This window comes from Streptomyces sp. R818 (genome assembly GCF_056172735.1).
Map to the genome: position 1 here is coordinate 347,255 of NZ_JAOCNE010000011.1, position 13,430 is coordinate 360,684.

9 protein-coding genes and 2 pseudogenes are annotated in these 13,430 nt (G+C 72.3%); 5 read left to right on the plus strand and 6 right to left on the minus strand.

Going from position 1 to position 13,430, the window contains the following annotated elements:
* Positions 1 to 132 precede the first annotated feature (132 nt).
* Together N5I75_RS26230 and N5I75_RS26235 are read left to right on the plus strand one after the other, a co-directional pair.
* Positions 133 to 1,752 carry a BCCT family transporter gene (locus N5I75_RS26230; protein ID WP_476681304.1) on the plus strand — a complete coding sequence of 540 codons (1,620 nt, stop codon included), beginning with the start codon at positions 133 to 135 and terminating at the stop codon, positions 1,750 to 1,752.
* A 79-nt stretch (positions 1,753 to 1,831) separates the two neighbouring features.
* Positions 1,832 to 3,468 (plus strand): annotated as a pseudogene (locus tag N5I75_RS26235) (ABC-F family ATP-binding cassette domain-containing protein).
* A gap of 71 nt (positions 3,469 to 3,539) precedes the next feature.
* On the opposite strand, the gene N5I75_RS26240 reads toward N5I75_RS26235, so the two are convergent.
* Both N5I75_RS26240 and N5I75_RS26245 read right to left on the minus strand, forming a co-directional pair.
* Positions 3,540 to 5,912 (minus strand): Tex family protein, encoded by a 2,373-nt coding sequence (locus N5I75_RS26240; protein WP_476681218.1) that lies wholly within the window; start codon positions 5,910 to 5,912, stop codon positions 3,540 to 3,542.
* A gap of 102 nt (positions 5,913 to 6,014) precedes the next feature.
* Positions 6,015 to 6,890 carry an SCO6745 family protein gene (locus N5I75_RS26245; protein ID WP_476681220.1) on the minus strand — a complete coding sequence of 292 codons (876 nt, stop codon included), beginning with the start codon at positions 6,888 to 6,890 and terminating at the stop codon, positions 6,015 to 6,017.
* A gap of 116 nt (positions 6,891 to 7,006) precedes the next feature.
* Here N5I75_RS26245 and N5I75_RS26250 point away from each other — a divergent pair, with 116 nt between their 5' ends.
* Together N5I75_RS26250 and N5I75_RS26255 are read left to right on the plus strand one after the other, a co-directional pair.
* Positions 7,007 to 7,969: a GlxA family transcriptional regulator gene (locus N5I75_RS26250; RefSeq protein WP_476681222.1), complete on the plus strand. Its 963-nt coding sequence runs from the start codon at positions 7,007 to 7,009 to the stop codon at positions 7,967 to 7,969.
* Between the two features lie 346 nt (positions 7,970 to 8,315).
* Positions 8,316 to 8,951, plus strand: coding sequence for a DJ-1/PfpI family protein (locus N5I75_RS26255; RefSeq protein WP_476681224.1), 636 nt, complete (start codon positions 8,316 to 8,318; stop codon positions 8,949 to 8,951).
* Here the strand turns inward: N5I75_RS26255 and N5I75_RS26260 are convergent.
* Entirely contained in the window at positions 8,938 to 9,729 is a 792-nt protein-coding gene (locus tag N5I75_RS26260) for an enoyl-CoA hydratase/isomerase family protein (protein ID WP_476681226.1), read from the minus strand. The genes N5I75_RS26255 and N5I75_RS26260 overlap by 14 nt on opposite strands.
* Positions 9,730 to 9,986: 257 nt before the next feature.
* Here N5I75_RS26260 and N5I75_RS26265 point away from each other — a divergent pair.
* Positions 9,987 to 10,498 (plus strand): annotated as a pseudogene (locus N5I75_RS26265) (ATP-binding protein).
* A gap of 6 nt (positions 10,499 to 10,504) precedes the next feature.
* Here N5I75_RS26265 and idi read toward each other — a convergent pair.
* The 3 genes from idi to galE all read right to left on the minus strand — a co-directional run bounded on the left by idi (position 10,505) and on the right by galE (position 13,395).
* Positions 10,505 to 11,098 (minus strand): isopentenyl-diphosphate Delta-isomerase, encoded by a 594-nt coding sequence (gene idi, locus N5I75_RS26270; RefSeq protein WP_476681228.1) that lies wholly within the window; start codon positions 11,096 to 11,098, stop codon positions 10,505 to 10,507.
* 177 nt (positions 11,099 to 11,275) lie between these two features.
* Positions 11,276 to 12,211 (minus strand): cation diffusion facilitator family transporter, encoded by a 936-nt coding sequence (locus tag N5I75_RS26275; RefSeq protein WP_476681230.1) that lies wholly within the window; start codon positions 12,209 to 12,211, stop codon positions 11,276 to 11,278.
* Positions 12,212 to 12,402: 191 nt separating this feature from the next.
* Positions 12,403 to 13,395: a UDP-glucose 4-epimerase GalE gene (galE, locus tag N5I75_RS26280; protein ID WP_476681232.1), complete on the minus strand. Its 993-nt coding sequence runs from the start codon at positions 13,393 to 13,395 to the stop codon at positions 12,403 to 12,405.
* Positions 13,396 to 13,430 lie beyond the last annotated feature (35 nt).

Consider the following 13,430-nt stretch of genomic DNA (forward strand, 5'->3'; position numbering starts at 1 on the left):
TGATGAACGGGTGTGGGACGCGTCCGGTGTGGTAGGTCCTGAAGAGTGTCAACTCCGCAGAAACCCCCCACCGACGCGTCCGCCCCCGACGAGGACGCGACAGGCGGCCGGAGCCCCGCCACCGACCGCATCGTGTTCGGCGTCACCGCCGTGCTCACCCTGGCCTTCGTGGTCTGGGGCTCCGTCGCGACCGACAACCTGGAGTCCGTCTCCACCAGCGCGCTGAACGGCCTCATCCACAACGGCGGCTGGGCGTTCATGCTCGCCGCCACCGGCTTCGTCGTCTTCGCGCTGTGGCTGGCGATCAGCCGCTACGGGAAGATCACGCTGGGCAAGGAGGGCGAGGAGCCGGAGTTCCGCACCGTCTCCTGGGTCGCCATGATGTTCAGCGCCGGCATGGGCATCGGCCTCATGTTCTACGGCGTGAGCGAGCCGCTCGCGCACTTCACGACGCCGCCGCCGGGCACCGATCCGGCGGACGCGGCGAACGCCATGGAGACCGCCATGGCGACGACCCTCTTCCACTGGACGCTGCACCCCTGGGCGATCTACGCGGTCGTCGGACTCGCCATCGCCTACAGCACGTTCCGGCGGCGCAGGCGGCAGACCATCTCCTCCGTCTTCGTGCCGCTCATCGGCGAGAAGCACGCGCACGGGGCGTGGGGCCGCGTCATCGACATCATCGCTATCTTCGCCACGCTCTTCGGCTCGGCGGCGTCGCTCGGGCTCGGCGCGCTGCAGATCGGCTCCGGGTTCGAGGAGCTGGACTGGATGGACAAGGCGGGCACCGGCCTGCTCGTCTCCATCATCGCCGTCCTGACCGTGGCGTTCGTGGCCTCCGCCGTCTCCGGGGTGGAGAAGGGCATCCAGTGGCTGTCGAACATCAACATGGTGCTCGCGCTCATCCTGGCCGTCTTCGTCTTCGTCGCGGGCCCCACGATCATCGTCCTCGACCTCCTCCCCACCTCGATCGGCGCCTACCTCGGCGACCTGCCCCAGCTCATCGGCCGCACCGAGGCCTCCAGCGGCAAGGGCGTCGCCGACTGGCTCGGCAGCTGGACGGTCTTCTACTGGGCCTGGTGGATCTCCTGGACGCCCTTCGTCGGCATGTTCATCGCCCGCATCAGCCGGGGCCGCACCATCCGCCAGTTCGTCGGCGGCGTCATCCTCGTCCCCTCCACCGTCAGCCTGCTCTGGTTCGCGATCTTCGGCGGTACGGCGATGAAGATGCAGGAGCGCGGGCAGCTCACCGGGGCCACCACCCAGGAGGCGCAACTCTTCGGCGTCCTGAACGAGTTCCCCCTCGCCACGGCCACCAGCCTCCTGGTCATGATCCTGGTCGGCATCTTCTTCGTCTCCGGCGCCGACGCCGCCTCCATCGTCATGGGCACGCTCTCCCAGAAGGGCGCGCTGGAACCCGGCCGGTTCGTCGTCATCTTCTGGGGCGTGGTCACCGGCGCGGTCGCCGCCGTCATGCTCCTCATCGGCGACGGCTCCGGCAACGCGCTGACGGGGCTGCAGAACCTCACGATCCTCGTCGCCGCGCCGTTCACCCTCGTGATGATCGGCATGTGCGTCTCCCTCATGCGGGACCTGCGCCACGACCCGCTCATCGTCCGCGGGGACATGGGCCTGGAGGTCGTCGAGGCGGCGGTCGTCGCGGGCCACGAGAAGTACGGCGGCGACTTCGAGATCACGATCGGCCCGGGCGACGGCCCGGAGAGGGAGGGCGACCCGATCGGCAAACACTGAGCCCGGCGGGGCGGTCCCGGTTTCCCGCCCGGGGTGCGGGCCCGGGCCGCCCGGTGTCCCGATTAGGATCACAGCCCTGATGACTGCCACCCTCGTAGCCAAGAACCTCGCCGCCGGACACGGGGACCGCGCCCTGTTCGCCGGGCTCGATCTCGTCGTCGCGCCCGGCGACGTGATCGGGCTCGTCGGTGCCAACGGCGCCGGCAAGTCCACGCTCCTGCGGATCCTCGCCGGGCTCGCCGCCCCGAGGAGGGCGAGCTGCGCCTGTCCCCGCCGACCGCCACCGTGGGCCACCTCCCGCAGGAACCGGAGCGCAGGCCCGGCGAGACCGTGCGCCAGTTCCTCGCCCGCCGCACCGGCGTCGACGAGGCCCAGCGCGCCATGGACGAGGCCACCCAGGCGCTCGTCGAGGAGGCCCCGGGCGCCGACGACGCCTACGCCACCAGCCTGGAGCGCTGGCTGAACCTCGGCGGCGCCGACCTCGACGAGCGCGCCGAGGAGGTCGTCGAGCAGCTCGGCCTGACCGTCGGCCTCGACCAGCCGATGACCTCGCTCTCGGGCGGTCAGGCCGCCCGCGCGGGCCTCGCCTCGCTCCTCCTCTCCCGCTACGACGTCTTCCTCCTGGACGAGCCGACCAACGACCTCGACCTCGCGGGCCTGGAGCGCCTGGAGACGTTCGTGCGCGGCCTGCGCGCCGGCACCGTCGTCGTCAGCCACGACCGCGAGTTCCTCACCCGCACGGTCACCAAGGTCCTGGAGCTCGACCTCGCCCAGCAGCAGATCAACCTCTACGGCGGCGGCTACGACGCCTACCTGGAGGAGCGCGACGTCGCCCGCCGCCACGCGCGCGAGGAGTACGAGGAGTACGCCGACAAGCGCTCCGCGCTGGAGGGCCGCGCCCAGATGCAGCGCTCCTGGATGGACAAGGGCGTCAAGAACGCCCGCCGCAAGGCGAGCGACAACGACAAGATCGGCCGCAAGTTCCGCAGCGAGGCCAGCGAGAAGCAGGCCGCGAAGGCCCGCCAGACCCAGCGCATGATCGAACGGCTCGACGTCGTCGACGAACCCCGCAAGGAATGGGAGCTGCGCATGGAGATCGCGGCGGCCCCGCGCTCGGGCTCGGTCGTCGCCTCGCTCAGGGACGCGGAGCTGCGGCGCGGCGACTTCCGCTTCGGCCCGGTGACGCTCCAGGTCGACTGGGCCGACCGCATCGCGATCACCGGCGTCAACGGCTCGGGCAAGTCGACCCTGCTCGGCGCCCTCCTCGGCCGCATCCCGCTCGACGCGGGACACGCGACGCTCGGCTCCGGCGTCGTCGTCGGCGAGGTCGACCAGGCCCGCGCCCTGTTCCACGGTCCGGAGGCGCTGCTCGACGCGTTCTGCGCGGCCGTCCCCGAGACGGAACCGGCCGAGGTCCGCACCCTGCTCGCCAAGTTCGGCCTGAAAGCGGACCACGTCCTGCGCCCGGCCGCGACCCTCTCACCCGGCGAACGCACCCGCGCCGCCCTCGCCCTCCTCCAGGGCAAGGGCGTCAACCTCTTGGTCCTGGACGAGCCGACCAACCACCTGGACCTGCCCGCCATCGAACAACTGGAGTCGGCCCTGGACTCGTACAAGGGCACGCTCCTCCTGGTCACGCACGACCGCAGAATGCTGAACGCGGTCCACACGACGAGGCGCATCGAAGTGGACGCGGGGAAGGTGAGGGAGGCCTAGGGGCGCGGGGAACTGCGCGCCCAGCCACGAACCGGCGCACAGTCTCCCACTTTCCGTCACAACGACGGCGCCTAGGCCAGCCCCGCCTTGCGCAGAGCATCGAGCATCGCCGAGTTGGCCGGCGCGGGAGCGGGCCGCCCCTTGCTCCCACCCTGGCCGCCGCCCGAGCCGCCCCGATTCTGCCGCGACTTCTGCTGAGGCGGCCGCTGCCGACCGCCTCGCTCACCCCGCTCCGCACCGGCCCCCTTCTCATCGTCAAGACGAAGCGTCAGCGAGATCCGCTTGCGCGGCACATCGACATCCAGCACCTTCACCTTGACGATGTCCCCGGGCTTCACGACATCGCGCGGGTCCTTCACGAACGTCCGGGACAGGGCGGACACATGCGCGAGGCCGTCCTGGTGCACGCCGATGTCGATGAACGCCCCGAACGCGGCGACGTTCGTCACGACGCCCTCCAGGACCATCCCCGGCTCCAGGTCGCCGATCTTCTCGACGCCCTCCTTGAAGGTGGCCGTCTTGAAGGCGGGCCGCGGGTCGCGCCCCGGCTTCTCCAGCTCCTTCAGGATGTCGGTCACGGTCGGCAGACCGAACGTGTCGTCCACGTAGTCCGCCGGCCTGAGCGAGCGCAGCGTCCCCGTGTCGCCGATCAGCGAGCCGACCTGGCCGCCCGTCGACTTCGCCATGCGCCGCACCAGCGGGTACGCCTCGGGGTGCACGGCGGAGGCGTCCAGCGGGTCGTCGCCGCCGCGGATGCGCAGGAAGCCCGCGCACTGCTCGTACGCCTTCGGGCCGAGCCGGGCCACGTCCTTGAGGCCCTTGCGGTTGCCGAAGGGGCCGTGGGCGTCGCGGTGCGCCACGATGTTCTCGGCGAGCCCGGCGCCGATGCCGGACACGCGCGCGAGCAGCGGGGCGGAGGCGGTGTTCACGTCCACGCCGACGCCGTTCACACAGTCCTCGACGACGGCGTCCAGGGAGCGCGAGAGCTTCACCTCGGACAGGTCGTGCTGGTACTGGCCGACGCCGATCGACTTCGGGTCGATCTTCACCAGCTCGGCGAGCGGGTCCTGCAGGCGCCGGGCGATGGAGACGGCGCCGCGCAGCGACACGTCCATGTCGGGCAGCTCCTGCGAGGCGAACGCCGACGCCGAGTACACCGAGGCGCCCGCCTCGCTCACCATCACCTTGGTGAGGTTCAACTCCGGGTGCTTGGTGATGAGTTCACCGGCGAGCTTGTCGGTCTCGCGGGACGCCGTGCCGTTGCCGATGGCGATCAGGTCGACCGCGTGCTCCTTGGAGAGCCGCGCCAGCTTGGCGATCGCCTCGTCCCAGCGGTTGGCCGGGACGTGCGGGTGGATGACGTCCGTCGCCACGACCTTGCCGGTCGCGTCGACCACGGCGACCTTCACGCCCGTACGGAAACCGGGGTCGAGGCCGAGCGTCGCGCGCGTGCCCGCGGGGGCGGCGAGCAGCAGGTCGCGCAGGTTCGCCGCGAAGACTTTGACGGCCTCGTCCTCGGCGGCCGTACGCAGACGGAGGCGCAGGTCGATGCCGAGGTGCACCAGGATGCGAGTGCGCCAGGCCCAGCGGACGGTGTCCGCGAGCCACTTGTCGGCGGGGCGCCCCTGGTTCCGGATGCCGAACCGGTCGGCGATGATCGGCTCGTACGAGGACGAGGCCGAGCCCGAGGGGCCTTCCTGGGCGGGCTCCTCGGGCTCCAGGACGAGTTCGAGCACGTCCTCCTTCTCGCCGCGCAGCATCGCGAGGACGCGGTGCGAGGGCAGCTCCTTGAAGGGCTCGGCGAAGTCGAAGTAGTCGGCGAACTTGGCGCCCGCCTCCTCCTTGCCGGACTTCACCTTCGCGGCGAGGCGCCCGCGCGTCCACATGCGCTCGCGCAGTTCGCCGATGAGGTCGGCGTCCTCGGAGAAGCGCTCGGTGAGGATCGCGCGGGCCCCGTCGAGCGCGGCCTGCGGGTCGGCGACGCCCTTGTCGGCGTCGACGAACGCCGCGGCGGCGGCGAGCGGCTCCACCGACGGGTCGTTGAACAGGCCGTCCGCCAGCGGCTCCAGGCCCGCCTCGCGCGCGATCTGCGCCTTCGTCCGCCGCTTCGGCTTGAACGGCAGGTAGATGTCCTCCAGGCGCGCCTTGGTGTCGGCGGCGCGGATCTGCGCCTCCAGTTCCTCGGTGAGCTTGCCCTGCTCGCGCACGGACTCCAGGATCGACGCGCGCCGGTCCTCCAGCTCGCGCAGGTACCGCAGGCGCTCCTCCAGGGTGCGCAGCTGGGCGTCGTCGAGGGACTCCGTCGCCTCCTTGCGGTAGCGGGCGATGAAGGGCACCGTCGAGCCGCCGTCAAGCAGCTCGACGGCGGCCTTCACCTGCCGCTCCCGTACGCCGAGTTCCCCGGCAATCCTGCCTTCGATGGACCCAACAGTGGGTGTCGCCACGATCCCGTACCGCCTATGTCGACTGAGGTTGCGCGGCAATTGTGGCAGGTGACGCCGACAACGGGGGATCAAGGGCGAGCCCGGCGCGCTCCGGGCCGTCCCTCAGGCCGACTTGCCGATGAGGTCGGCCGGGAACGCGCCGTTGCCGAGCGCGGCACCGGCGAACACGGTGGCCAGCTCGGTCAGGCGGGCCACGCCCTCGTCGCCGAGGTGCTCGTACGGGGCCCGGTCGAGGAGGTCCGTGCGCGCCTCGACGGCCTTGCGCAGCTCCGCGCCCTCCTCGGTCAGCGTCAGCTCCTCGTCCTGGGTGAGCACGCCCCGCGCGCGCAGCCGCTCGGCGCCCTGGTCGAACTCGTCCGGGGTCCAGCCGCGCGTGGCGAGCAGCCACTTCGGTGCCATGCCCTTGCCGGTCGCGACATGGCTGACCAGCGCCTCCACCGGGTCGAGTTCGGCGGCGAGCAGCGCGGCGAGGTGGCCGTCGCCGCGGTGCTCGCGCAGCAGCGTCGTCGCGTGCCAGTACGCGAGGTGCGGCTCCTCGGGGACCGGCAGGTCGGCGTGGGCGGCGTACAGCGGGCGGGCGTGGCGGGTGCAGGCCTCGGCGGCGCGCAGGGCGAGCGTGGCGGCCTCGGCCATCTCGGCGGAGGCGAGCGCCTCCTCGCCGAGCAGGCGGCGCAGGGTGGAGTCGACGGCACGCGCGCGTGCCGCGAGGACCGTCTCGGGGGACGCGACCTGCCAGACGGCGGGCACGTGCCGGGCGACCAGCTCGTGCTTGAAGTTGTAGAAGGTGGCGGTCACCGTTCCGGCGCCGACGGCGCCCATGGCGGCGGAGCGGGCCGCGAAATAAGCGGCATTGCGGTCCTCGACGCCCACCTTGGCCAGCTCGATGCCCAGGTCGGGCGAGAAGTAGAGCGTCGAGTGCAGCGGGTTGAGGACGTTGTGGCAGCGACGGGCGGCGCGCAGGCGCGGGTCAGGGCTCATGCCCGCATGTTACTGACCGGTTGGTACGCGGAGGGAGTCCGATGGTACGCCGATGGCAGGAAAGGAGGGCTGTTCGTCATTGCGGCCATCCGCGCGGGCGCCGAAGAATGAGGCACATGCCGCCCCGCACCGTCCTCGTCCTCCTCTATGACGGCGTCCAGAGCCTGGACGTCACGGGCCCCGTCGAGGTCTTCGCCGGTGCCACGCTCGCCGCGCGCCCCGGCCCCGCCGGGTACCGCGTCGTCACGGCCTCGCTCGACGGCGCCGCCGTGCGGACGTCGAGCGGGCTGACGCTGGTCCCCGACCACGCCCTCGCCGACGCCCCGGCCCCGCACACCGTCCTCGTCCCCGGCGGCGAAGGCACACGGCAGCCCGATCCACGGCTGACCGACTGGCTGCGGGCACACGCGCCGGAGGCCGCGCGGATCGTCTCGGTGTGCACGGGCGCGCTCCTCCTCGCGCGGGCGGGCCTGCTCGACGGGCGCAGGGCCACGACGCACTGGGCGTTCTGCGCGCTCCTCGCCCGCGATCACCCCGAGGTCGACGTCGACCCGGACCCCATCTACATACGCGACGGCAATGTGGCCACCTCGGCCGGGGTCACCGCGGGCATCGACCTGGCGCTCGCGCTCGTCGAGGAGGACCACGGCCGGGACATCGCGCTGACCATCGCCCGCCACCTCGTGGTCTTTCTGCGGCGACCGGGCAACCAGGCCCAGTTCAGCGCCCAGCTCGCCGCCCAGACCGCCCGGCGCGAACCGCTCCGCGACGTCCAGCGGTGGATCACCGAGCACCCCGCCGACGACCTGTCCGTCGAGTCGATGGCGGCCCGCGCCCGCCTCTCGCCGCGCCACTTCGCCCGCGCCTTCCGCGCGGAGACGGGCCTCACCCCCGGTACGTACGTGGAGCGCGTCCGCGTCGAGCACGCCCGGCGCCTCCTGGAGGACACGTCGGACGGCGTCGAGGAGGTCTCCCGCGCCAGCGGCTACCGCACGCCCGAGGCGATGCGCCGCGCCTTCCTCAAGACCCTCGGCACCCCACCGGCGGAGTACCGCCGCCGCTTCCACGCCCCTGTATGACATGCCCGCGCGTATGACATGCCCGCCCGTATGCGGCGCCCGCCGTATGTGACGACCCGCCCGTGGGACACGCCCGCCCGTCTGCGGCGCCCGCCCGTATGAGACGACCGCCCGTAGGAGACGACCCGCCCGTTGAGACGACCCGCCCGTAGGACATGCCCGCCCGTATGCGGCGCCCGCCGTATGTGACGACCCGCCCGTGGGACACGCCCGCCCGTCTGCGGCGCCCGCCCGAAGGACACGCCCGCCCGTATGAGACGCCCGCCCATCTGCGGCGCCCGCCCCTATGAGATGACCCGCCCGTGTGACACGCCCCGCCCCCATGACTCGCCCCGAGAGGAACACCGTGCAGATCGCCGTTGTCCTGTTCGACCGGTTCACCGCGCTCGACGCCGTCGGGCCCTACGAGACGCTCGGCCGTCTCCCGGACGCGGAGCTCGTCTTCGTCGCCGAGGAGGCCGGGCCCGTCCGCAGCGACACGGGCGCCCTCGCCCTCGTCGCGGACAAGACGCTCGCCGAGGTGGAGCGCCCCGACATCGTCGTGGTCCCGGGCGGCCCCGGGCAGAGCGACCAGATGGCGAACGCCACCCTGCTCGACTGGCTGCGCACCGCCGACGCCACCAGCGCGTGGACCACCTCGGTCTGCACGGGCTCCCTGCTGCTGGCCGCCGCCGGGCTGCTCGACGGGCGCCGCGCCACCTCGCACTGGCTCGCCCTGGACGTGCTGAAGCAGTTCGGCGCGCGGCCGACGGGGGAGCGCGTCGTCCTCGACGGCAAGTACGTCACCGCGGCCGGGGTGTCGTCCGGCATCGACATGGGCCTGACCCTGCTCGGCAGGATCGCGGGCGACGAGCACGCCCAGGCCGTGCAGCTGCTGACCGAGTACGACCCGCAGCCGCCCTATGACGCGGGCTCACCGCTGAAGGCGCCCGCGCACCTCGTCGAGGAGTTCCGCACGAAGAGCCGCTTCATCCTGACGTGACAGCGGTGACTGCCGTGCCCGGTGTGCCGGATGCGACCGGCACCGTCCACTCGAAGCGCGGCGCCCGGCGCTCCAGGAACGCGGCGACCCCCTCCGCGGTGTCGCCGCTGCCGCGCGCCTGCCCGGCCCAGTACGCGTCCCGGTCGGTGCGGCCCGCAGTGAACTCCTTGGCCGCCGCCTGGGTGAGCTGCGAGCGCCCGGCGAGCACGCGCGTGAACTCCGCGACGCGCTCGTCGAGCCCCGCCGCGGGCAGGACCTCGTCGACCAGACCGGTGCGCAGCGCCCGCTCCGTGCCGATCAACTCGCCCGAGAACAGCAGGTACTTGGCGGTCGCCGGGCCGACGAGCGCGGCCAGGCGCCGGGTCGAGGACGCCGGGTAGACGATGCCGAGCTTCGCCGGGGTCACCCCGAACCGGGCGTCCTCGGCGGCGAACCGCAGATCGCACGCCGCCGCGAGCTGGCAGCCGCCGCCCACGCAGAAGCCGCGGATCACGGCGAGCGTCGGCTTGGGGAACGCGGCGAGCGCCTCCTCCGCCGCGCCGGCCAGGTGCTGCGCCGCGCCCGCGCCCGAGGCGAGCGTGGAGATGTCGGCCCCGGCGCAGAAGGTGTCACCGGCACCGGTCAGGACCAGGACCCGGACGGCGGGGTCGGCCGCGAGAGAGGTGAGCAGCGGCGGCAGGGCGGCCCACATCGGGTCGGTCATCGCGTTCCGCTTGGCCGGGTGATCGATGACGACGGTGGCGACCCCGTCGGTGACGCCGTGCGTGAGCTGAGCCATGCGCCGGATGCTATCCGGCGCCCCCATCGGACGATGAGGCAGCGCGATCACACACCGTGAACCTCGTACAACAAGCTGAAGAAGTCCTCAAAGTCGAACAACAGGGACAAGATCAGTCGCTGAATCGACCTGGCGACACGCCAGCAGTCAGATTCCGCCGATAATCGCCCAGTTCTGGTCAGTTCTCCGGTCCGGACCTGTCCGTTGCCAACACTCGAAGCGTGGTGACAATCGAGCGCAGAGGCGGCGACCGGACGATGAGTGACGACGGGTCGGGGGCCCGCGCACTCCCTCAGGACAGTGACGGAGCACCTCCCGGGTACGCGGCGCACGCGCCGCTGCCGTACGAGGGGGTCTGGCGGTTCACCGCCCAGGCGGTCGACGCCTCGGTGCGCAGGCCCGGCGGGCGGTGCGGGAACTGCTCGCGCGGCAGGGCGTGCCCGCGAGCGACGATCTGGTGCACGGCTGCTCGTGATCGTCTCCGAGCTCGTCACCAACGCGGTGAAGCACGCCGCCCTGCTCTCGCCCATGCTGGCGGTGGAGGTCGCCGTCGGCGCGGAGTGGGTCCGGGTCTCCGTGGAGGACGACCACCCCTACCGCCCGACGGCGCTGGAGGCGACCAGCGGGCAGACCGGCGGCGCGGCTGCTGCTCGTCCGGGAGATCACGGCGGAGGCGGCGGCGTCTGCGACGTCGAGCCGCAGCCACCAGCGGAGCGGGGGCAAGGTCATCTGGGCCGCCCTGCCCCTCAAGCCCGCCGACCCGCGCTGAGCGCTCCTACCAGCCCGCCGACGGGCCCGTCAGTTCGCGGACGGCGGGGCGCGCCGCGTCGAGCACGGTCATGAACCACGCGGAGAACGGGTCGGCGGCGTGCCGCGCGGCCAGCTCCTCGGCGGTCACGAACGCCGTCGCCCCGACCTCCTCCGCGTCCGGGGCGAGCGGGGCCTGCACCATGCCGACGAACAGGTGGTTGAACTCCTGCTCGACGAGGCCGGACTCGGGGTCCGGGTGGTTGTAGCGCACCGTGCCGGCCTCCGCCATCAGCGACGGCGAGACACCCAGCTCCTCGAAGGTGCGCCGGGCGGCCGCCGCGAACGGGGCCTCGCCCGGGTACGGGTGCCCGCAGCAGGTGTTCGACCAGACACCGGGGGAGTGGTACTTGCCGAGCGCCCGCTGCTGCAGCAGCAGCCGCCCCTGCTCGTCGAAGAGGAACACCGAGAACGCCCGGTGCAGCCGGCCGGGCGGCTGGTGCGCCGCCAGCTTCTCCGCGGTGCCGATCGTCCTGCCGTCCTCGTCGACGAGTTCCAGCAAGATCTCTTCTCCGGTGCCGTTCGACGAGCTCTTCGCCGCGGTGGCAGGTGTGATCGGCATACGCATCCTTCGCTTCGGTCCTCGGGTCCCAAGTCTGCCGTACGCGGCGGACAGTCCCCGACTCCACCACGTCCCGCATGTTCCGCCCGGCGGCGCGGCCCGGCAATACGAGGTCGCACGAGGAATCCGTACGAGGGAGTTCGCGCCGCCCGCGTTGACGTCAGGGCGGCTCGCCCGTCAGTGGCAGAGGCGCGCCTCGTGCTCCGCGTGCCCGCTGGGCTCCAGCTGGAAGGTGCAGTGCTCGACGTCGAAGTGGTCGCCGAGGCAGCCCTGCAGCTCGTGCAGCATCTTCTCGTTGCCGATGGTGGAGAGCACGTCCTGGCTGACGACCACGTGCGCGGAGAGCACCGGCATACCCGAGGTGATCGTCCACGCGTGCAGGTCGTGCACGTCCTCGACACCGGGCAGCGCCAGGACGTGGCGGCGCACCTGCGCCATGTCGACCCCCTTGGGGGCCGCTTCGAGCAGCACGTTCAGCGTCTCGCGAAGGAGCTTCACCGTCCGCGGGACGATCATGAGGCCGATGACGAGCGACGCGATGGGGTCGGCGGCCTGCCAGCCCGTGGTCAGGATGACGGCGGCCGAGATCAGCACCGCGAGCGAGCCGAGCGCGTCGGCCGCCACCTCCAGGAAGGCGCCGCGCACGTTCAGGCTCTCCTGCTGGCCCTTGACCAGCAAGGACAGCGAGATCATGTTCGCGACCAGGCCGATGAGGCCGTAGACGATCGTCAGGCCGCCCGCCGTCTCGGCCGGCTCCATGAACCGCTGGATCGCCTCGTACAGGACGTAGCCGCCGACGCCGAGCAGCAGCAGGCAGTTGGCGAGCGCGGCGAGGATCTCGGCGCGCGCGTAGCCGAAGGTCCGCTGCTCGCTGGCCGGCCGGTTGGCGAAGTGGATGGCGAGCAGGGCCATCGCCAGGCCGAGCGCGTCCGTCGCCATGTGCGCGGCGTCGGCGATCAGGGCGAGCGAGTCGGCGAGGACGCCACCGACGATCTCCACCACCATCACGGTCAGCGTGATGGAGAGCGCGATGCGCAGCCTGCCCCGGTGGGCGGCGGCGGCCGTTCCGGTCGTCGGCCCGTGGCTGTGCCCGTGGTCGTGTCCGGCCCCCATGGATCCGCCTTCCGTCTCGGTGCGCCCCGCCGTCCCGGTACGGGGCGGCGATCACAGTGAACTACGGGAGGGGGGTATCTGCAAACACTGCAGTGAACACCGTTGTCATTGGCCTCAGCACTGCCCTGACCTGCGCAAACGCCTCAATGGATGCAAGAGGCAGCTACGCAGGTCAGGTCGCCGGCGCGGGGTCACGCGCCGGACGCCTCCGGGTGGCGCAGGCACCAGCCGGCCCAGGCCGACTCGACCATCTCGCGCACGGTGCGCGTGGCCGTCCAGCCCAGCTCCTCCCCGGCCAGCGCCGAGGAGCCGACGGCGCGCGGCGCGTCCCCCGGGCGGCGCGGCTCGACGAGCGCGGGCCTGCGGTCCCCGGTGACGTCCGCGATCACGTCGATCAGCTCCCGCACCGAGACGCCGTGGCCCGTGCCGATGTTCAGCGTGAGGTCGCCGCCCGCGTCCGGCCGCGCCAGCCTGCGGGCCGCCGCCAGGTGCGCCTCGGCGAGATCGGCGACGTGGATGTAGTCGCGTACGCACGTGCCGTCCTGTGTCGGATAGTCATCGCCGAAGATCCGCGGGGCCTCGCCCCGGGTGAGCCGGTCGAAGACCATCGGGATCACGTTGAAGACGCCGATGTCGGCGAGGTGCGGCTCGCTCGCGCCCGCCACGTTGAAGTAGCGCAGGCAGACCGTAGCCATCCCGTGCGCGTGCCCGGCGGCCCGCACCAGCCACTCGCCCGCGAGCTTCGTCTCGCCGTACGGGTTCACGGGCACGCACGGCGTCGACTCGGTGATGAGATCGGTCACCGGGATGTCCGGATTGCCGTAGACGGCGGCGGACGAGGAGAAGACGAAGCGGCGCACGCCCGCCTCCGCGACCGTCTCCAGGAGCGTGGCGAGCCCGCCCACGTTGTCCCGGTAGTACGGCTCGGGCTTCTCGACCGATTCGCCGACCTGCTTGTGCGCGGCGAGGTGGACGACCCCGCTCACCCCGTGCTCGGCGCAGACCCGCCGCAGCAGGCCGGCGTCGTGGGCCGAGCCCCGTACGAGCGGGATCTCGGCGGGCAGCCGGTCGGGCACCCCCGACGTCACATTGTCGAGGACGACGACGCGCTCCCCGGCGTCCGTCATGGCCCGCGCCACATGTGCCCCGATGTATCCGGCTCCGCCGGTGATCAGCCATGTCATGACGCACCACCCTAAGCCGGGCGCCGCCCGGCGCT